Here is a 20,047-nt window from a genome sequence, read left to right on the forward strand (position 1 = left end):
CCCTATACCGTTCATGTTATTACACCTTTCGCTATTATATGAGCGTAATCCTTTTTAGAAAAAGAAACGTAACAAAATAATCACAATCACGCCAGTTAATACTGTTCCTAATAAACTACGAGTATATATTGCGACAAGAAATGTTGGAATTGCTGCGATAAGGTAATCCCACTGCATCGTCTCATGCATAAATAATACTTGTGCTAAAAGTGCTGCTAATATCGCAATTGGTATGTAATTTAACCATTTTAAACCCCAGTCTGGAATTTGTAGTTTGCTAAATACGAGAAGAGGTAAAATACGTGGTATGAGTGTGACAGCTCCTGCCGCTAGTAAAAGTAATAATACATCTAATCTCATTTCCATTTTTCAATCACCACTCCAATCGTCGCAGCTAATAATGTAGCAAGAATAACAGCTATACTATCTGGCATAAATAGGTGTGCAACGTATGCGATCATAATCGCTACAATTGCAACAGTAAGATGAATTGCTAGTTTCGGTTTACTACTTATGAGCTGAAGTACAAATAATCCGATAAACATTGCTGGTAATGCATAATCCATCCCGTACGTATGCGGATCTGGTATCCACTCACCAAACAGCCCGCCAATAATGGTAGCAAGAATCCAATTTAAATATGCTGTTACATTTAAGCCCATCATCCACCTGTCGCCTACATATCCTTTTTGCGCTGCATGCTGTACTGCCACGCCGAACGTTTCATCTGTAATTTGAGAACCGATAAATACGTTTTTTAATAGTGGAAGTTTCGTAAAGTATGGTGCAAGGGCAGCACTCATTAGAAGGTGGCGTAAATTAACAAAAAATACGGTGAAAATAATTGCTGAAGCAGGAGCACCAGCTGCATACATACCAGCTAATATAAATTGGGCAGAACCTGCATAAATTAAAGTGGACATAAATGCAATTTCAATGATGGAGAAACCTGCTGTTTTTGCAATTACACCAACTGCTATACCTATACTCAAATATCCAAATACAGTTGGTAAACAATCTTTTACTCCTTGCTGAAATGTATCATCGCTCTGCAAAGCTACATGTGCCTGAGCTTTACTCATCCGTATCATCCTCCATTCCTTCTAAAGTTCGTTTTCCTGTTACGACATGAACTAAATCTATATTTTCACGCCATAACGTATCTAACTTATCAGCTCCAAATTCCTTCGTGATTTCTTCAACCATAATATCGTGTCGCACATACTCTGTAGCAACGAGAACTAAAGCTGGGTCATACGTTGTAACCGCCCATGAAGTACTATCATTTGAGAAGTTCGCAATTAATACTTCCTCTCCATCACGCGCAATAACAGTTAAATGACCGCCCATTCTCTTTTCAACAACGTGGGGCGTCATATAATTATGGTGAAACGTCGCGCCTATTTTTGTATTTGGAGCGCCGAACAGGATTGAAAATATATGTACACCTTCCTCTTCCTTTTGATGAAGATATGGCTCAATTTCATGCACTTGATCTTCCCATACAGAAATCCATAGCTCTTCCTTCGCCCTATTAATTATATTGCATATTTCTTTTACAACACGATCATTGGAGCGAATATGCGAAATTACATCTATTTGTCGCTCTTGTTCTAAACCATTTAATTTCTGGTCTAAAAATTCAAAGGACTTTTCAAAATCCCTTCGCATTCGATTCATTAACTCCGTAGCTGGTACTGGTACATATTTCACTGGCTCAGTAGGAACAATATGCACCGCTCCTTTATCCATCAATTTACCGAGTACTTCATAAATCATCGAACGAGGTACCCCTGTTTGTTTACTCACTTCATACCCAGTTACTGGAGAATGTTTTAGTAGTCCAATATACGCTTTACATTCGTACTGAGAAAAACCTAACTTTTGTAATTCCTTTATAATTTCATCCATCGGTAATCCCTCACATTCTATATAACTCTCATCTCAAAACGATGTATGTATATTAGTAGTTATTAGTATACCTACTAATATAAAAAAACAGACCCGTAAAGTCAATTGATAATTCTGAAATTTATACCAAAAATAAAAAGCCTTCTTATGAAAGGCTTTTTATACATATCCTGTTATTTTAACTGCAAAGATTTTGATGCATTTCCCCTTAAATGTTCGCGCAAAGTAGAACCCGTATACTCTTCTCTAAATACACCAGCCTTCACAAATAAAGGAATGACTTCACTAAAAAATAGATCTAGTGACTTTGGAGGTCCTCCTGGAATGGCAATAAATCCATCTAACGCTCCAGCCTCAAATCTATCCATAATTTGCTTCGCAACGTCTTGCGGTGTACCAACTGCAACCCAATGAGCGGAGCCAACAACTTCTGGTCGTTCTAGTATTTGTTCAACAGTTGGTTCATTTTTCATAATGAAGTTCCATAATAATTCGGCATGTGTTTTACTGCGAACCGTTTGATCCCGACTTGGCAGCATCTCTTCTGTAACCTTACTTTCCAGCGGAATCCCTCTAGCGTCTAGTCCGAGAACCATTTCGAGTAACGAGTATCTCTTTTCTTTTGTGAGATGTTGATGAGCTTGCCTATGCATTTCTAACGCTTCTTCATATGTATCGCCGATAAAGAAATATAATCCAGGCAATACACGTATATCATCTTGCTTTCGGCCATGCTGTTCTGCTCTTTTTCTTAAATCTTGACGCAGTTCCATTCCTGACTCTACATCTGGCGTTGCAGCAAAAATTGCATCAGCAACAGAAGCAGCAAAATTCCGGCCTGACTCTGAAGCACCAGCTTGGAATAATGGCATTTCCCCTGAAATATGCTGCGGAATATTTAGTGGACCTTTCACCTCAAAGTATTCACCATTATGCTCAATAGGCTTTACCATCTCTCTAATAACATCAGGATTATCTACTTTCAATACTTCATTAGGGTGACTACCCCAAAGCTTTCTTACTAACGCTGTACATTCTGCCGCTTTTGCGTATCGCTCTTCTGATGATGGCATCCCTTCCTCACCAAAGTTTTCAGCACCGTCAATGGATGTGACAATATTCCACCCTACTCGGCCGTTACTAATCCAGTGTAAAGATTGTAATTGCCTCGCTAGTATATATGGTGGATAAAACGAAGTTGAAGCAGTCGTCACGACTCCAATTTTTTCTGTTGCATAAGCAATAGCAGTAAACAATAACGTCGGATCTAAAATGACATTTCCCTTATTACGAGCAATTAAATCCGGGTGCGCCACTAAATAATCTGCCTTAAAAACAAAGTCTAGCTTAGCCTTTTCTGCCTGTTTCGCTAACTCTACTTGTTCATCAATTCCTGAATCAAATATACTATCTTCTTTCTTTCTAGAAATTAAACATAATCCAATACAAAGTTGTTTGTTTGTAGACATATACACACCATCCCCTTGTTTTTAATTCACTTAGTTAAACGAATGTTGCTGTCATTATGAAATTCCATTCTTATAGAAACGAATAAAATGATAATGATTATCAATATCATTTTATGGTGTAACTGTAATAAATGCAATAAAAAAAGACTCCCACTAACGGGAGTCTTCTATCTCAATATTTCATTCGCTTCTTTTTCATAAATTTTATCAAACGAAGTCATAACACGTTGTGACGCTGAAATCATTTTTTGATCCGTCATAAGATCAGCCATCTCTTTCGTCATATCTACATTTGAATTTTCTAGCATATGATTTTTTACTGTCCCTGTTCCGTTCGGTAAATCAGCAATGTTTCCTTCTGCTAGTATAAAGCTTTTGTTCTCTCTTTGTACGAGACGATTATTCGCTTCTGCACCTACTGTTTTTGTTTGCAGGCGGGCAATATTATTTTGTGTTACTGCATCATATAACGTACCGTCTGCTTGTACAGCTACTTTTGCTCCTTCTGGAATACGAATACGTTCATTATTCTCTCCCATTACGAAAGCACCTGAAGATGTTTGTAAATAACGATCACTATTTAATGTGAAACTACCATCTCTCGTTAAAAACGTTTCATTATTTTTAGATGTAACGAAAAACGAAGCTGTGCCAGCAGTTCCGTCATCTAAAAAGAAATCTGTAGCACTATTTGTCATTTGTATATTTCCTTGTACTAAGTTTACATGCGTCGCGGCTGGAACTACAGCGTAATCGACTGAGCCAATATTTGTTACAGCCCCATCTCCGCGGCGATATGTGTCTTGTACATCAAATACTTTAGAAGTCATATTTTCTGCTTTAAATCCTGTCGTTTGAGCATTTGCAACGTTATTCGAATGAACATTAATGCGCTGCATGTAATTCATCATACCCATAGAACCTATATAAAGACCGTTCATACTCGTTTGAATAAGGCAGTTGCCTTATCCTTCACCTCTTTTCTATGATGTTTGCAACATTTGTTTCGCTAAATGTTCAGCTGTAGCGATATGTATATGTTGCTTCACGTCTTGTCCGTCTGTCATTAATACAATTGGAGCTGATGATACTGCTGGAATTTTCAACAATTCACCACTACTTGCTGTTTCATCAAATTTCGTAAATACGATACCATCAATATGAATATCTTTGAAATTCGTAATGATTTCAATCATGTCTTTACTTTTCATCGAAGCTGATAACGTTAAACAAATATAATCTGGTTCTACTTGTCCCATCGTTTCAATCATTTCTTCCACTGTTTCTGTCGTACGATAATTTTTTCCGGCTGTATCAATTAAAATATAATCGACGCGCGCTTCTTCTTTAAAATACGTAAGCGCTCTTGTCATTGCAGCATCATCACGTACAGCAATTACTTCAAATCCAATTGTCTTGACGTAATCTTGCAGTTGCTGTACTGTCCCAATACGCGAATGATCTGTCGTAATAAAACCAACCGTTTTTTTCTTACCGTGAAATTGCCATGCCATTTTCGCAAGTGTCGTCGTTTTTCCAACACCTGTTGGACCAATTAATGCAATTGTTTGCACTTCTTTTTCAAAAACATTTTCCGTGTTGAAATGAGATCTCATATCTTCTAGTATATATCCGATCACTTCTTCTTCTGTAATCATCGTTGCATTCTCAAACTTCACTTTTAACTTTTCAGCATATGCATGAATGAAGTATTGTTCTACATCGTTTTGCTCTAGCATCCGAATTACTTTTTGAATAATAAATGGTACAGATTCTTGATTTTCTTTTTTTACAACTTCTTCTTTCTTGACGGGAACGACTTTTTTCACAGCTTTTTGCTTTTTCGTTACTTTCGTTTCTTCCGTCTGTTTCACAACGACGATACCTTTTTCAAACAGCTTTAATAGTTTTTCTTTCTTTTTTGCCCATTCTTCACTATTTCCTGTTTGCATCGCCGCGTATGACATAGAAGTCGTCACGTTTTCTAAATTGTGCAGTACCGATCGAATTCCATCCGCCTTCACAATTTGTTCAAAAGGGTCATTCACAACATCCATTAATTGTTCATGAAATTGAGTTGTGCCTTCGTTCACTTCTTCCTGTTTATCCTCTGGAAAAGCAACTAACATTTCATAATTCTTTTTCCAAAAAAACGGGATATTTCGTTTTACACTTTCATCGACAACGTAATAATAATCTGTACCATATTGGTCAAATAACTTTCGATACAATTCATTTTTCGAAGCTGCTTTTATTCGCATTAACGCTTCTTTTTTTTCTGTACTTTCCATTACTTCACCCCCTACTATTCAATATAAGCAATTTGATCTACAACAATTTCTGGTGCTAATTCGCTAATACAAAGTACTTGCGCTTCTACTTGATAACGCTCAAGAAGTCTTACTATTGCAAATCTGAAATCTTTTCTACGCGTTAATAACACTGGTTCTCTTCCCATTAAACGAGCCTGTTTAAAGACACGTTGTACTTGCTCAACTACTCGCGTTTCTAAATCTAAATCCCAGTTTAATAAATACCCTTGATAAGAATTGTTCACAACGTCCGCATCTAACTCGATTGAATCTGAGAAGAGCGCCGCATAAATTTTACCGTCAGGATTTTTCGCATTTTCACAAATAACTTTTGAAATACATTCACGGACGAATGACGTTACACCGTCAACATGATTTTGATAAATTTCTTTTCCGTCAATAATACCTTCGATAATGGTTGGTAAATCGCGAATAGAAATACCCTCTTTTAGAAGTTGTTTAATAACATTTTGAACGAGTGATAAGTCGATTTCTTTCTTCTTAATCTCTTCTAATAAAACGCCGTTATCATTTTCAAGCGAGTTAATTAAGTCTTTTACATGTTGACGCTGAATTAACTCATGCAGATTACGTCTAACGACAACATCTAAATGCGTAATTAATATACTAAGTGGCTCTAATACTTGATAGCCTTTCATTTGTGCATCTTGTACCATATGCTCTAAAATCCAATATCCATCTTCACCGAAAATCGGATCTTTCGCTGGTTCTGCATCTAAATCGGCCATTACATTCGGTGTTTTCAGCGCTAATAAGTAACCTGATTTTAAAACACCTTCAGCTGCCTTCGCACCTTTAATACGAATAATGTAACGTCCGCGTGGTCTAAAACTCGTATTATCTTTAAAGTTAATTCCAGGAACGTTAATACCAAGGTCGGTAATAATCGACTTCCTCATAAGAACAACTTTATCACGAGCTGTTTCCCCGTTAATTTTCTGCTTTACAAGTGCAGCTAAATCTAAGCCGAGTTCTACAATAATTGGATATTTATCTGTAAATACTCCGAATGAATCTTCCACTTGTTGCAGTTGCTCATCTTCGCCTTGAATCATTTCTATTTCTTTTTGAAGCTCGTCTTCTTTTTCTTTCTTTATTCGGTTTTTATTACGAATTCCTAAGAAGATAATTGTTCCACCAACGAGTGCGAATGGTAGAAATGGTAGCGGAGTAAAAATACCCATTGCGATAAATAAACCACCAAGCGCATATACAACAACTTCATGTGCTAATAACTCTTTAAAGATACCTTCTGTTACTGTATCCGCTGAACCATCAAATACACGTGTCACGATAATACCGGTTGAAATTGCAAGCATTAACGAACCAATTTGGTTTACGATTCCGTCACCGACAGTTAACTGTGTATAGTGAATAGCTGCTTCAGCAAAGCTCATGCCCTGCTGCATCATCCCGACAATTAAACCGAAAATAATGTTTACGAATAAAATGACAATCCCGAAAATAACGTCCCCTTTAATGAACTTTCCGGCACCATCCATCGCTCCGTAAAACTCTGTTTCCATATTTAACTTTTTTCGTTTTGCCTGTGCATCTTTTTCAGTAATAATACGCTGGTTTAAATCAGCATCGATCGACATTTGTTTCCCCGGTAAAGAATCAAGTGTAAAACGAGCTGCAACTTCAGCTGTACGAGATGCACCGTTTGCAACGATAAACTGGAATATGATTAATACTGTAAAAATAACGATACCAATTAATAAGTTCCCGCCAATTACAAACTGGCCGAACTCTTCAATAACATGCCCCGCATTTCCATCTGTCAAAATCGCTCGCGTCGTCGATACGTTAATCGATACGCGGAAAATCCCGATTAATAACAGCATCGTCGGAAATGACTTTAATTCATCCCACTCGTTAATACTTGTTGCTCGCATATAAATAAGCACTGACATACTTAGTAAAAAAACGATAACGATATCAAGTATAAATGGTGGAAGTGGAATTAAGAGCGCCACTACGAATGACGCTGCTAGAAAGATAGAAAAATAGGTTCTTGCAGAATCTATCTTAAACACAAGAGATCTCCTCCAACCGCGCTATTATACTTCAAGTTCATTCGTTTGAATTAAATAGCGCATAACTTCAATTACAGCTACGTATAAATCTTCTGGAATCGTCTCATCTTCCTCGACTTGATAATATAAAGAACGAGCAAGCGGACGATTTTCCACCATTGGTATTTCTTGTTCACGGGCAAGCGTTCGTATATATAATGCGAGCTCATCTTCCCCTTTTGCAACGACAATTGGTGCTGCATCAACCTGTTTATTGTATCGAAGTACGACCGAAATATGAGTCGGATTGTTTACAATAAACGTTGCGCCATCCATCTTCTTCGCAATTGTCCCTTGCAAGATCGCATGCATAAAGTTTTTTCGTTTCCCCTTTACTTGCGGGTCCCCTTCATTATCTTTATGCTCTTGTTTTACTTCTTCTTTTTTCATCTTAATATCTTGTTCGTACTCCCATTTTTGATAAATAAAATCAATAATAGAAAGAACGATTAATATAATTAAAATGGCTAAAAAGATAAATTTAATTTGCCTAATAATTTCAGTAAGTGACGCAGTCCAGTTAAATCCAATCATACTAACAATTTTCTCTAAATTCTTTTTAAAGAGAACGTAAGCGACGTAACCAATTAACCCCATATAAAATAGTGATTTCAAAATATCTACTAAACTTTTACGGCTAAACAATCTTGTAAAATAGTTTTTTGGGTTAATACGCGACGCTTTCGGCTTAATGACTTTAGAAGAAAATAAGAAACCGACTTGAATCATATAATTGAATAAATGAAAAGCGTATACGAGTATTAATATTGGAGCCGATACTTTCAGTAGTAAAATACCCATTAAATAAAAATACTCAGTTGAATCTGTGTTTTTCCCAATTTGATCAAACAGCACCGCTACAGAATTTGCAATCTCATAACCGAGCCAATCTCCGAAAAAGTAAACGACAACTGCTAATACAAGTATGGAAAATAAATTATTTAAATCTTTACTCCGGGCAATATTCCCTTCTTCACGCGATTTCTTACGCTTCTGCGGGGTGGCCTTTTCTGTTTTATTATCCTTTGCCATGCGCGTCCCCCTACTTCGTTAAGAAAAAGTTAAATAGTTTCGTATATTCCTCAAGCAATACATCTGTCATATTTTTAAACACATAACCGAGCATCGGTACACTCATCGCAATAAACAAAATACCGCACGTAATTTTAATGACGAATGCATTCATAAAAATATTTAATTGCGGAGCGTTTTTTGCGATTAAAATTAAAACAAAGTTAATGATGAACAAACTCCCCATTAGCGGAAGAGCAATTTCAACCGCTGATGTAATCGCAAATAATAACGTTGCGAGTAGACTATCTAAAAAACTAGTCGTCAGCAATTTTGAAATCGCCTCTGTATATTGAAACGACTTTAAAATCGTGGCAACGAAATAATTAATGCCGCCAAGTGAAATAAAAATAATTAGGAAAAATATATCAAAAATGGTTGATAGTAAAGTAGACTGTGAACCTGCATTTACATCAAACAAACTTGCCTGTGATAAACCGATATCAAAGTCTAAAATATGCCCAGCCATTTTTGGAATGTTCCACAGCATTTCTACAATTTTTGAAAGTGATAATCCAATTACAATTTGCGTTCCTGCATAAGCTGCAACGTCCCAAACGGTCTTTATGTGAGAAACATCAACTTGATCGGCCACTGTAATCGAAAGAGCAAGTCCAACTGTAACCTTCGCCATTGCTGGAATGGATCGCCCTGAGAAAAACGGTAAAAAATATAAAAATGAAGTAATGCGGCAAAACGCAAAAAACGTCGCCGCCCATAATTCCATATTCATTTCAGTCCACCTATCTTAGTAAGAACGCAATAGCGATGGAATTTTATCAAATAAATCTAAAATAAGCGTCGTTAACTCTTGAAACATCCACGGACCTAAAATGATAATAACGAGTACGATACTCGCCATTTTCGGTAAAAACGTCAGCGTTTGCTCTTGAATTTGCATCATCGCCATAATGACAGCGATAATAATAACGACAATCATACTTACGCCGGCAACCGGCATTAAAATCATAACCCCTTTATAAAAAAAGGTTTGAAAAATATCTATAATTGGTGACGTATTCATTTATATGACTCCTATCACATAGCATCAAACGCTTCAGGCGACCGTTTTAAACATAATGTCGACGATTTTTGTATATCCGCCTAAATATACGAAAACGAGTATTTTAAATGGTAAACTTAAAATCATCGGCGGTACCATCATCATCCCGAGGTACATTAACAGTGTACTAATAATCAAATCTATAAATACAAACGCTAAATAAATGAACATCCCTGTTAAGAGTCCCTTTTGGATTTGCGTTAACGTAAAGGATGGTACGAGCGTAAATAAGGAAAGATCTTTCAAATCTTTCGGTAACTCTTCTCCACGCACTTTCAGCATCATTTTTAAATCATGCTTATACGTATGCTTTGACATATACTCTTTCATAATCGGAGCTGTCGTTTCCGCAGCTTGACTTACTGTTATTTTCTCTTTCGTCATCGGATCCCACACATCGCTCTTCAGTTGCCCAAGTACAGGCTGCATCGTAAAGAGGGATAAAAATAGTGCAAGTCCTACAAGCACTTGGTTCGGTGGTAAGTTCATTACCCCAAGTCCTTGACGTGTAATCCCAAGAACGATCATAAAATAAGTAAAATGTGTAAATAATAGAACGATAGATGAAGATAATGATAAAAGGGTAACGAGCGCAAATAATTGTACACTTGAATTACTCGTAAACTCTTTTCCATTTTCGAAATTAATAAAACCGTTTTGGGCTGCATACGCTGGATTTACAAAAATAATTGAAAAAACGATAGAAAATACGAAAATAACGGCTAATAATGATAACTGTTTCTTTATTCTCATGATGGATCCTCTACTTTTTTCGTTTCACTCTTCACCGCGTCTTCTAGCGCTTGTTGAAACTGATTTCCTGTTCCTGTTAATTGCACAGATTGCACACCGTTATTACTAATAACAGTGAACACTTGCTTGCCGTCCACTTCAAATAAAAAGGCGCTCGTTTGATGATTTAAATACACGCCGTCCTTCACTTGAATGTGGCCATTTTCACCTTGTTTAAAAAACTGCTGCTTGCGCGTCTTTTTCGTCATATAATATGCACCGTAGCCGAGCGCACCAAACAGTAAAACGACTTGAAATAAGGTCGTCATATACGACATATGACTCCTCCTCTACTCTTTATCTTGCATTTGACTTTGCGCTTTCATAAGCGCAGCTTGCTTCTTGTCAGCTTCAATTTCAGAAATGATAATACCGAACTTCTCGTCCATTACGATCGCTTCCCCAATGCCGACTTTCATATTACTTAAATACACATCTACTTTATGTCCTAAGTTTTTCTCTACTTCCAGAACATCGCCCACTTTTAACTGTTTCACATCACCAAGTGTAATAGATGACTTCCCAAGCTTTACACCAAGTTCAATCGAAATGTCTGAAACAGTATCAATATGTGCTTTACCTGCTTCATTTCGCTTTCCTGCAAAATCTTCTAATCCCATTAATGATACAGGAGATACTTCATGCTTCATATGGATCCTCCTACTCTACAAAACTTTTAAATAAGAGCGCCTTACGCGTTCCATCTTTTCCAATAAAACAATTAAATTTATGCTTTCCATCTACATAACCAAGTAATTCATCCGAAACTTTCGTATGAAGCGGAATAATATCGCCTTCTTCAATTTGTTCAATCTCACCCATTGTCATCTTTTGCTTGCCAATTGCAACGTGAACAGGTTTATACACTTGATTTACTTTCACTTCCACTTCAGACGTATACTTTTTACGCTTATCCGAAGAATGTTCGACAATATTTTCAGACGTTAACTTATCCATAATTTCTTCAACAGATAAGAATGGAATACCGATACGCACCGTCGTATTCCAAAAATCTGTTTTCATATTTACGTTCAGTAATGAAATGATATCACTCGCTGTCGTAATCTTTAATGCATTCGGATCTGTCTCCGTCGTTACAAATTTCGGTTCAATCGCCACAACACTTTCAAATGATTGCTCTAAATTTTTACAAAGGAGCATAAAAATATTATCCAGTGTTAAAAACTCAAATGCGGTAAGTGGTCTGCGCATCGTAAAGTTACGCTTACTATCTCCACCAAGCCAACATTCATGAATATAAATAACGAACGCTAAATCAATCTCAATAACAATTTCTCCAAGCTCCGGGAGGCCAAGATCAATAACGCAATATAAATAGTAATCTTTCGGCATTTTCTCCACATACTCACTCGTAAACGGAACTTGCTCAACCGTTGAAGGCTCAAGCTCAATTGGAATACGCATACGCGCTGCCAACGTCTGTGACGTCTGTTTACCAAATGTAGAAGCAATTGCTTGCAAGCTACGTAAATGCTCAACACCGAACTTCTCCGGTCTATTAAAATCATACTCTTGAAATTTCTCTTGCTTTCCTGCTTCTTGTGCGAAAGCTGGCATTTCCTCGCCTTCATTAACCGCCTTCAGCAGGGCATCAATTTGCTCTTGGCTTAATTTTTCGCCACTCATGACAATCCCCTTCCCTACCTTTTCAATTCAACGATTTCAACGTACATCTTCCCGTTTTTCGTCAAAATCTTTCCGGTTCCAATCTCTTCATTCTCAAGCATAAGACGCACCGTATTTTTCGTTGAATTTTCAAGACGATACAATGTACCTTTCGTTATATGAAGCAAATCTTCAATTTTCTTTTTCGTATTTCCGATTTCAAAATAAATTGTTAACGGAATATCATCTTGTAATTTCAAATCTAGCCAACTCCCATATCATGTTCACGAAAATTTCATGTTCTCTCTATATATGAAATTTCTTATTTTGAAACGTCGATATTTAATATTTTTTTAATATATCCTTGCGTTTCTTTAAATGGCGGTACGCCTCCGTACTTTCTCACATTACCAGGGCCAGCATTATAAGAAGCAAGTGCCAATACTAAGTCGCCGTTATTTTTCTTTAAATAACCGCTTAACTCTTTCACACCGCCCTCAATACTTTCAGCTGGTGAAAATGGATTTTTTATACCCATCTCTTTCACATTCGCTGGCATAAGCTGCATAAGACCCATCGCACCTGCATGTGACACCGTTTTCGGATTAAAATTAGACTCTACTTCAATCATTTTTTGAATTAACGTTTTCGGAATTCCGTATGTACGGCTAGCGCGATCAATAATATCCTCATACTTCCCTTCATTGGAAGAACGTATTTTTTGAATATTATACTTCTTCGTTAATTCCCACGTATCAGCAGCCTCATTTTTCGTTTCTGGGAAACGTCGTTCAAACTCTTTTTGTGCGACTTGCACTTCATCTACGTTCTTCGTTTCAGCCTTTTCTTCAGCCTTACTCGCTTCCTCTACTTTATTAATAGATTCTTCCGGTTTATTTACAACCGTTTCTATTTTCGTAGATTGTACCGGCTGACTCATATCTTCTATGTTTGCCGGCTGCGCAGTACCCTTCATTTCCTTCGCAGGTTCACTCTGCAACTTCTCTTGAAAACGACTACTAACGAATGCTTGTGGACTACTTAGCTTTTGCTGAATTTGTCCTTTCTTATATGCAAGCACTTCTTTTACTATATTTCCAACTAACATAATATCACCTTTTCGGTAAACAAAGATAATCTAATATTAGAGTTTTTTTAAAAAGTTTGCAATAATCCTTTTAATAATATTGTAATAAAAAAACGACTAAATTGTTAAACTGTTATTTTTTTATATTTATTAATTCGAATTTTTAGTTGACACCCGTTGTAGCAAGGATTACAATAAATCTCGAAATTGATTTTTTCGCATATTACCGTTTTTCAATTTGCAGAAAAGTCAATATAAAAAAATGGGGGTTCTTAACATGAGAATTAATACAAACATTAATAGCATGCGTACGCAAGAGTACATGCGCCAAAACCAAGCTAAAATGAGCAACTCTATGGACCGTTTATCAAGCGGTAAACGTATCAACAACGCTTCTGACGATGCAGCAGGTCTTGCAATCGCAACTCGTATGCGTGCACGTGAAAGCGGATTAGGTGTTGCAGCTAATAACACACAAGATGGTATTTCTTTAATCCGTACAGCTGATTCAGCAATGAACTCAGTTTCTAACATCTTACTTCGTATGCGTGACCTTGCTAACCAATCTGCAAACGGCACAAATACAGATAAAAACCAAGGCGCACTAGACAAAGAGTTCGCTGCATTAAAAGAACAAATTGATTACATCTCTAAAAACACAGAATTCAATGATAAAAAATTATTAGACGGCAGCAACAAAGCTATCGCGATTCAAACATTAGATTCTGATGATAAAGGTAAACAAATCGAAATTAAGTTATCTGATTCTTCTACTACTGCACTAAAAATCAATAATCTAAGCATCGCTGCTAATGGACTTGGTATCGGCTCTGGTCAAGAATTAGTTGGTGTTGCTGACAATACTGTGGCTGATGCTACTGCTGGAGCATTAAAAGGCTTAAATAATACTGCTGGTACTGGTGGCGCTTTAGCTGATAGAAAAACTGCAGTAGACAATTTCAAGGTTGAATTTGCTAAGGTTAAAGACGGTATGAATGCACAAGATGTTGAAAAAATTAATGACGCTATCAAAAAATTCGAAGATGGTACTGCAAATTCTTTAGCAGATACTCAGGCAATTGGAAAATTATATACTGATTCACCTAAAGCTATTACAACTACTCAAATTAATGACGTGAATGTAGCAGCTAAATCTTTATCCGATTTAACTACTGCTTCTACTACAGATACTAGAAAAGCAGCAATGACATCATTCGTGGATGCTTTTAATGCTGTTAAAGGTTCTATGAATAAGGCAGATGTAACTAAAATTTCGGATGCCATTGATAGATTCAGTAAAACTGATGATTCTGGTAATACATTAGAAGCAGCTCGCGCAATTGGTGATGCATTTAAAGCTGCTACTACTAACGGACCAACTTCAACAGCAAACGATGCTAATGCAGCAATTAAAGCAATCGATGCAGCACTAGAAACAATTGCCTCTAACCGTGCAACTATGGGTGCTACATTAAACCGTCTAGACTTTAACGTAAACAACCTTAAGAGCCAACAATCTAGCATGGCATCTGCTGCTTCTCAAGTAGAAGACGCTGACATGGCGAAAGAAATGTCTGAAATGACTAAGTTCAAAATCTTGAACGAAGCTGGTATCAGCATGCTTTCTCAAGCAAACCAAACTCCACAAATGGTTTCTAAATTATTACAATAAGCCATTTGATTTAGTTTCATGAATAAACCTCTCTGCTTGCGGAGAGGTTTATTTTTTCTATATAAATGAATTTTTTGTAAAACCTTTCTTTTTTAGGTAGGATAGAGCATCCACGTTGCGTAGAAGCGGTCAATTCCTATCTCTATTCCCCCCTTATGTTAAAATACAACTAGAAGATAAGCATAAGTCCCTTTTTCTTTTTATAACTGTTTATTGGCTTTAAGATCCTATATGAATCTATAAGATAAGGAGTGTCTATTATGCGTATTGGTACGAATGTTTTGAGTATGAATGCTAGGCAATCGCTATATGAGAATGAAAAGCGTATGAATGTTGTGATGGAGCATTTGGCAACTGGTAAGAAGTTAAACCATGCTTCTGATAATCCTGCTAATATTGCGATTATGACTCGTATGCATGCACGAGCAAGTGGTATGCGCGTGGCGATTCGTAATAATGAGGATGCGCTATCAATGCTTCGGACAGCGGAAGCTGCCCTTCAAACTGTGACGAATATTTTACAGCGTATGCGTGATTTAGCTGTTCAATCTGCGAACGGTACAAATTCAAATAAAAACCGTGATTCACTAAATAAAGAGTTTCAATCTTTAACAGAGCAAATTAGCTATATTGGCGAGACGACTGAGTTTAATGATTTATCCGTGTTCGACGGCCAAAACCGTCCTGTTACGTTAGATGATATTGGTCATACAGTAAACATGACGAAACATATTCCTCCTTCCCCTACACAACATGACATCAAGATTTCAACAGAACAAGAAGCAAGAGCTGCAATTCGTAAAATTGAAGAGGCACTACAAAATGTATCACTTCATCGTGCCGATCTTGGGGCTATGATTAACCGTCTGCAATTTAATATCGAAAATTTAAATAGCCAAAGTACAGCATTAACAGATGCCGCCTCTCGAATTGAAGATGCGGATATGGCGCAGGAAATGAGCGATTTTTTAAAGTTTAAATTATTAACTGAAGTTGCACTTAGTATGGTTTCACAAGCAAATCAAATACCGCAAATGGTTTCCAAGTTACTACAATCTTAAAAAATCATCCCCCTTCTTTGGAACGATTCCATACAAAACAAAAGGGAAATACATATACACTATGTATCTCCCTTTTATTTTGTACCCAAATTTTATTACTGCGTTACAGTCATAACCTGCCCACTACGATCAACCATAATTTTCATTTTACCGTCTTGTGCATTATATAACCCTAATTTATGCAAATCTTGTTTACATTCTTTTACGAAGAAAGGTAATGTGCGAATTTGATCAATATCAGAGCTCGTAATGAAATGAATTAAATGATGCGTCATTTCTTTTATATCATGAACAAGCTCTTCCTTTTCTCGCTTTAGTCTTTCATTTTCAGCTCGTAATACATGTAACTCGCCTTCAAGTCCACGGGCATTCTTTTCATCTTTTGAACGCTCTGCAGCCATGCTAGAAAGCTTATAGATTCCTTCCATGAACTTATGTAGTTCATGCTCTTTTCTTTCACTACACTGGCTAATCGTTTCAAAATTATCAACAATGCCAGATATAACTGTTACAAGATTTTTTTCGTTCTCTGTATTTGGAACTTCATTTCTTAATTCTTGTTTGTTTTCTTTTTTTATTTCAACAATTGGTTCTTTTACAGGTGTATATTTTCGCTTTCGTCCTGGTTTTTGTTTTTCAATATTTTCAAACGGTATTTCACATTTTTTTAATTTGTAATACGTATTTTGTAATTGACTTGCTGTTTTTGGAAAAAGATTTAGTTCTTTTTTACTAACGTATTTTGAAATATTAATAATGTTTAAACCGTGACGTTGGGAAAATTGATACACTTCATACAGTAACTCTAGCTCAGACTTCAGCCATGTAATTGTAGATTTTTCATACGCCCGCATCCCGCCATTTTTTTCGATATCTATTTGAAATAATACCATTCTATTATATAAATCAACTAATTCTTCATACGCTACTCGGAATTGTTTCTCTATTTTTTTTAATTCCTCTTCTAGTTGCACATCGTTCATTTTATTATTTGACATGTTTTGTAAAAGATTTAATACATTGATTGCTGTGTGGTGATACATAATCTGTGCCACTCCCCCTCATCCTTTCACAATTCTCATCTGACTCCCATGTCTTTTTAGAAAATAGCAATTTTTTCATATCCATATTATAACATTTCGAAATTATCTGTCAAATATTAAACATACAAAAATGTATAGAAAGTATAGAAATAGAAAAATTATTTTTAATTAATATGTATAATTACATATTAATTATATTATATGGTATTTTGGATATATTTTCACCGAAAAAGTTTGCGTTACTACGCAACCTTACTAGCATATTCCGAAAATACGCTCTCTTATATTTTCAAATAAACCAGCTCGCTATTTATTCATTAAACGAATTGAAAATCTCGAAGTAGAGACTATTTATACAGCCACAAACACTCCAGAAATATTTAATCTTTCTACCTGTAAAGCAGAGTATAGAATGCAAAAAAGGAACTAGCCAGTACTACTTACACGTGGCTAGTTCCCTCCTCCCTACTAAAAAAATAGAGTTGTATATCAGTTCTTCAAACCCTTAATCAAAGGCTCATTTCTTCTACTGATCTAAAACCACTCCATATATCTGGTCTCACATCGCATGGGGCTCTATTAGGCACTGACCGCCACCACGCATGACTAAAGCTTCTATTCTAGCTAAAAAAAGCTTTTCAAAACGTTTTTTACAGCACTAACTTATCAACTAAGCCAATTAACTCTTGAATATCTGGCTTACTTACTTGAGCATTTGCTCCTACAGCTTCGCCTTTATGGAATAATTCATTTGTAATTAATGAAGAGAAAATAATGACCGGTAAACGATTCATTACTTCACTATCTTTAACCACTTTCGTTAAATGATGTCCGTCCATTTTCGGCATTTCAATATCAGTAATTAGCAAGTGAATATGTTCAAACATTTTTTCCCCTTGCTCTTTCGCTAATTTTTCAATTTGCGCTAATGCTTCTGCACCATTGCTGAAGAAATTCATTTTCGTATATCCAGCTGATGATAATGTTTCTTCTAATATTTGGCGAAGCATCGCTGAATCTTCTGCTATATAAATAACTTTTTCAGCTCGATCTGTTTTTTGCTCTAAACCTGAAAGTGATTTATTGTCATAACCAGTACCGCTAATTTCACATACAATTTTTTCATAATCTAATAGTAAAATAATTTGCCCATCTAGTTTTACAATACCAGATGTCGTTTCTTCTAGTCCCATAGACAATGAAGCTGGTTCATCAATTTGTTCCCAAGAAATACGTTGAATACGATGCACTTCATCAACACGGAAAATAACTTTCATTTGATTTAATTCTGAAATAATAAATTTCGTTTGATCAAGTGGCTTTGTCGATTTTAAATTAAGAGCTGTCGCTAAGTTAATAACAGGTAAAATTTCACCACGTACTTGAACAACACCTTCAACTGCATGATGAGATTCTGGCACAGTTGTAACAGGGAATGGATTAATGATTTCACGTACTTTCATTACGTTAATACTAAATAGATTTTCACCAACAGTATATGTGACAATCTCTAATTCATTTGTTCCGCTTTCTAATAAAATACTTTGTGCTTGTGACATAAAGGTGTCGCTCCCCTTTCATTAATTCCGTATATTTAATTATTAAGCTTTATTAAAACGAAAAAGTCAACTACCTATATAAAAAATATAGATAGTCGAACGATTTATTTTAAAAGACGCTTAATCTTGTATAAACGAAGCAAGTGTCTCTAATAACACTTCTTGTGCTCCTACAATTTCTGTCGGCATTGCTTCCCACTTTTTCGAAAGCTCCGTTTCTACTCTTATTCTTAGCTCCGAATCCATTTCTTCTAGCACATATTCTTTCGTTGCTATATCAACATCAAGTAGTGCGAGCGCATATAGTTCCGGGTCGTTTATCTTTTCAAATAATCGTTTTAATACCGCCGGTGCTATATGTTTTAATTTTTCAATATGAATCTCTTTATCTGAAAATAGTAACTCATATTGAATAAACGTAACATTTTCTTTAATCACTTTAAAATAGCAATTATTTTTTTTATCATTCACAAAATAACCGTTCGGATCTGCAATAATACTCTCTACTTTACGAATTAAATCCGGCAAACTACTCGCCGACATTACAGTCCGCTGCTCAACCTCACTTGGCGAAATGAATGTAACGCGATACTTATTCTGCGCCATCCTCCTCACCTCTCCTTTTATAAAAATCTATCGCCACAAATAAACTTATTAGTCCATCTAACACGTTAAGACCACAGGTATTATTCATACTACACTTCGCTTAAATCTTCGTACACTACCTAGTAACTCTCCATATCTCTGGTCTTAAACAACGGTCGCGCACCCACATAAGCACTAACTGCCAGGTCCTCTCTCAAAACCTAAAAAAGGGCTTTTAAAAGCTTTTTAAGAGCTTTTCAATAACTCGATGTTGTTGAACCAAAATGCAATCTGCTGATCCGTTATCCCTGATAGTGTAATAAAAAACTCCCGGCACTTCATCTCATCCTTAAACAGTTGATACTTCCATTCTCCTTCGCTACCAACACTTACGAAATAAAACTCATGAATACGGCCAATAATTGATTGCTTTTCACCAAATGAATATGCAGGTACTTGCTTAATTTCAAATTGATCAGGTAAATATATATGCTCTTCTCGTTCCATTTTTAACACTTGCTCTGCAAGTTCACGTTTATTTTCGAAAAAAGGCAATTGTAAAATTCGCTCTTGTCTTGTCATACGAATAAAAAACCGATACGATAAACTTAACTAAATCTATACGATTCAATCAAATTTACACAAGTTAGTGCTTCATCGTGTTCTCGCAACCCCGAAGGGACGAGGGGGATAACAC

General features: G+C 36.2%; 22 protein-coding genes. 2 read left to right on the top strand and 20 right to left on the bottom strand.

The window, feature by feature from the left end; translation table 11 throughout:
* Window positions 1–54 precede the first annotated feature (54 nt).
* The 16 genes from ACUN28_RS21030 to ACUN28_RS21105 all read right to left on the bottom strand — a co-directional run bounded on the left by ACUN28_RS21030 (window position 55) and on the right by ACUN28_RS21105 (window position 13,451).
* The gene (locus ACUN28_RS21030; RefSeq protein ID WP_033659657.1) at window positions 55–366 is read right to left on the bottom strand and encodes an AzlD domain-containing protein; all 312 of its coding nucleotides are present in this window, start codon (window positions 364–366) and stop codon (window positions 55–57) included.
* A complete protein-coding gene (locus ACUN28_RS21035) occupies window positions 357–1,082 on the bottom strand; it encodes an AzlC family ABC transporter permease (RefSeq protein WP_098506219.1) in 726 nt (241 codons plus the stop codon). Before ACUN28_RS21035 ends, ACUN28_RS21030 begins: the two co-directional genes overlap by 10 nt.
* Entirely contained in the window at window positions 1,075–1,911 is an 837-nt protein-coding gene (locus tag ACUN28_RS21040) for a TrmB family transcriptional regulator (RefSeq protein ID WP_098506217.1), read from the bottom strand. Before ACUN28_RS21040 ends, ACUN28_RS21035 begins: the two co-directional genes overlap by 8 nt.
* A gap of 173 nt (window positions 1,912–2,084) precedes the next feature.
* Window positions 2,085–3,380 carry an NtaA/DmoA family FMN-dependent monooxygenase gene (locus ACUN28_RS21045; RefSeq protein WP_098506216.1) on the bottom strand — a complete coding sequence of 432 codons (1,296 nt, stop codon included), beginning with the start codon at window positions 3,378–3,380 and terminating at the stop codon, window positions 2,085–2,087.
* Between the two features lie 167 nt (window positions 3,381–3,547).
* Complete coding sequence (locus tag ACUN28_RS21050; protein WP_082181371.1) at window positions 3,548–4,321, bottom strand: flagellar basal-body rod protein FlgG; 774 nt, start codon at window positions 4,319–4,321, stop codon at window positions 3,548–3,550.
* Between the two features lie 42 nt (window positions 4,322–4,363).
* Entirely contained in the window at window positions 4,364–5,671 is a 1,308-nt protein-coding gene (gene flhF / locus ACUN28_RS21055; RefSeq protein ID WP_098506214.1) for a flagellar biosynthesis protein FlhF, read from the bottom strand.
* A 14-nt stretch (window positions 5,672–5,685) separates the two neighbouring features.
* Window positions 5,686–7,752, bottom strand: coding sequence for a flagellar biosynthesis protein FlhA (gene flhA / locus ACUN28_RS21060; RefSeq protein WP_098506213.1), 2,067 nt, complete (start codon window positions 7,750–7,752; stop codon window positions 5,686–5,688).
* Window positions 7,753–7,776: 24 nt separating this feature from the next.
* Window positions 7,777–8,823, bottom strand: a complete 1,047-nt coding sequence (flhB, locus tag ACUN28_RS21065; protein WP_001040116.1) for a flagellar type III secretion system protein FlhB — start codon at window positions 8,821–8,823, stop codon at window positions 7,777–7,779.
* 10 nt (window positions 8,824–8,833) lie between these two features.
* Window positions 8,834–9,595: a flagellar biosynthetic protein FliR gene (locus ACUN28_RS21070; protein ID WP_071757438.1), complete on the bottom strand. Its 762-nt coding sequence runs from the start codon at window positions 9,593–9,595 to the stop codon at window positions 8,834–8,836.
* Window positions 9,596–9,610: 15 nt separating this feature from the next.
* The gene (locus tag ACUN28_RS21075) at window positions 9,611–9,886 is read right to left on the bottom strand and encodes a flagellar biosynthetic protein FliQ (protein ID WP_001098085.1); all 276 of its coding nucleotides are present in this window, start codon (window positions 9,884–9,886) and stop codon (window positions 9,611–9,613) included.
* 33 nt (window positions 9,887–9,919) lie between these two features.
* Window positions 9,920–10,678 carry a flagellar type III secretion system pore protein FliP gene (locus ACUN28_RS21080; protein ID WP_001220586.1) on the bottom strand — a complete coding sequence of 253 codons (759 nt, stop codon included), beginning with the start codon at window positions 10,676–10,678 and terminating at the stop codon, window positions 9,920–9,922.
* Entirely contained in the window at window positions 10,675–10,995 is a 321-nt protein-coding gene (locus tag ACUN28_RS21085) for a hypothetical protein (protein ID WP_000121176.1), read from the bottom strand. Before ACUN28_RS21085 ends, ACUN28_RS21080 begins: the two co-directional genes overlap by 4 nt.
* Before the next feature lie 12 nt (window positions 10,996–11,007).
* Entirely contained in the window at window positions 11,008–11,367 is a 360-nt protein-coding gene (gene fliN, locus ACUN28_RS21090; protein ID WP_000680010.1) for a flagellar motor switch protein FliN, read from the bottom strand.
* A gap of 10 nt (window positions 11,368–11,377) precedes the next feature.
* On the bottom strand, window positions 11,378–12,364 hold the full coding sequence (gene fliM / locus ACUN28_RS21095) for a flagellar motor switch protein FliM (RefSeq protein ID WP_088112728.1): 987 nt from the start codon (window positions 12,362–12,364) through the stop codon (window positions 11,378–11,380).
* 14 nt (window positions 12,365–12,378) lie between these two features.
* Window positions 12,379–12,603: a flagellar motor switch protein FliN gene (locus ACUN28_RS21100; protein WP_000775712.1), complete on the bottom strand. Its 225-nt coding sequence runs from the start codon at window positions 12,601–12,603 to the stop codon at window positions 12,379–12,381.
* Window positions 12,604–12,665: 62 nt separating this feature from the next.
* The gene (locus ACUN28_RS21105) at window positions 12,666–13,451 is read right to left on the bottom strand and encodes a lytic transglycosylase domain-containing protein (RefSeq protein WP_098506211.1); all 786 of its coding nucleotides are present in this window, start codon (window positions 13,449–13,451) and stop codon (window positions 12,666–12,668) included.
* A 256-nt stretch (window positions 13,452–13,707) separates the two neighbouring features.
* Between ACUN28_RS21105 and ACUN28_RS21110 the strand changes: the two genes are divergently transcribed.
* A complete protein-coding gene (locus ACUN28_RS21110; RefSeq protein ID WP_098199318.1) occupies window positions 13,708–15,102 on the top strand; it encodes a flagellin N-terminal helical domain-containing protein in 1,395 nt (464 codons plus the stop codon).
* Between the two features lie 260 nt (window positions 15,103–15,362).
* Window positions 15,363–16,163, top strand: a complete 801-nt coding sequence (locus tag ACUN28_RS21115; RefSeq protein ID WP_098485773.1) for a flagellin N-terminal helical domain-containing protein — start codon at window positions 15,363–15,365, stop codon at window positions 16,161–16,163.
* Between the two features lie 95 nt (window positions 16,164–16,258).
* Here the strand turns inward: ACUN28_RS21115 and ACUN28_RS21120 are convergent, their stop codons facing one another.
* The 4 genes from ACUN28_RS21120 to ACUN28_RS21135 form a co-directional block, all read right to left on the bottom strand.
* Window positions 16,259–17,206 (bottom strand): DNA-binding domain-containing protein, encoded by a 948-nt coding sequence (locus ACUN28_RS21120; RefSeq protein WP_445423430.1) that lies wholly within the window; start codon window positions 17,204–17,206, stop codon window positions 16,259–16,261.
* A gap of 650 nt (window positions 17,207–17,856) precedes the next feature.
* Complete coding sequence (locus ACUN28_RS21125) at window positions 17,857–18,765, bottom strand: chemotaxis protein (RefSeq protein ID WP_016088523.1); 909 nt, start codon at window positions 18,763–18,765, stop codon at window positions 17,857–17,859.
* 120 nt (window positions 18,766–18,885) lie between these two features.
* A complete protein-coding gene (locus ACUN28_RS21130; RefSeq protein ID WP_098506208.1) occupies window positions 18,886–19,371 on the bottom strand; it encodes a LysR family transcriptional regulator in 486 nt (161 codons plus the stop codon).
* A 225-nt stretch (window positions 19,372–19,596) separates the two neighbouring features.
* Window positions 19,597–19,932, bottom strand: a complete 336-nt coding sequence (locus ACUN28_RS21135) for a DUF3964 family protein (protein WP_000198173.1) — start codon at window positions 19,930–19,932, stop codon at window positions 19,597–19,599.
* Window positions 19,933–20,047 lie beyond the last annotated feature (115 nt).

The sequence above is a fragment of the Bacillus sp. WC2507 genome (assembly GCF_052656125.1).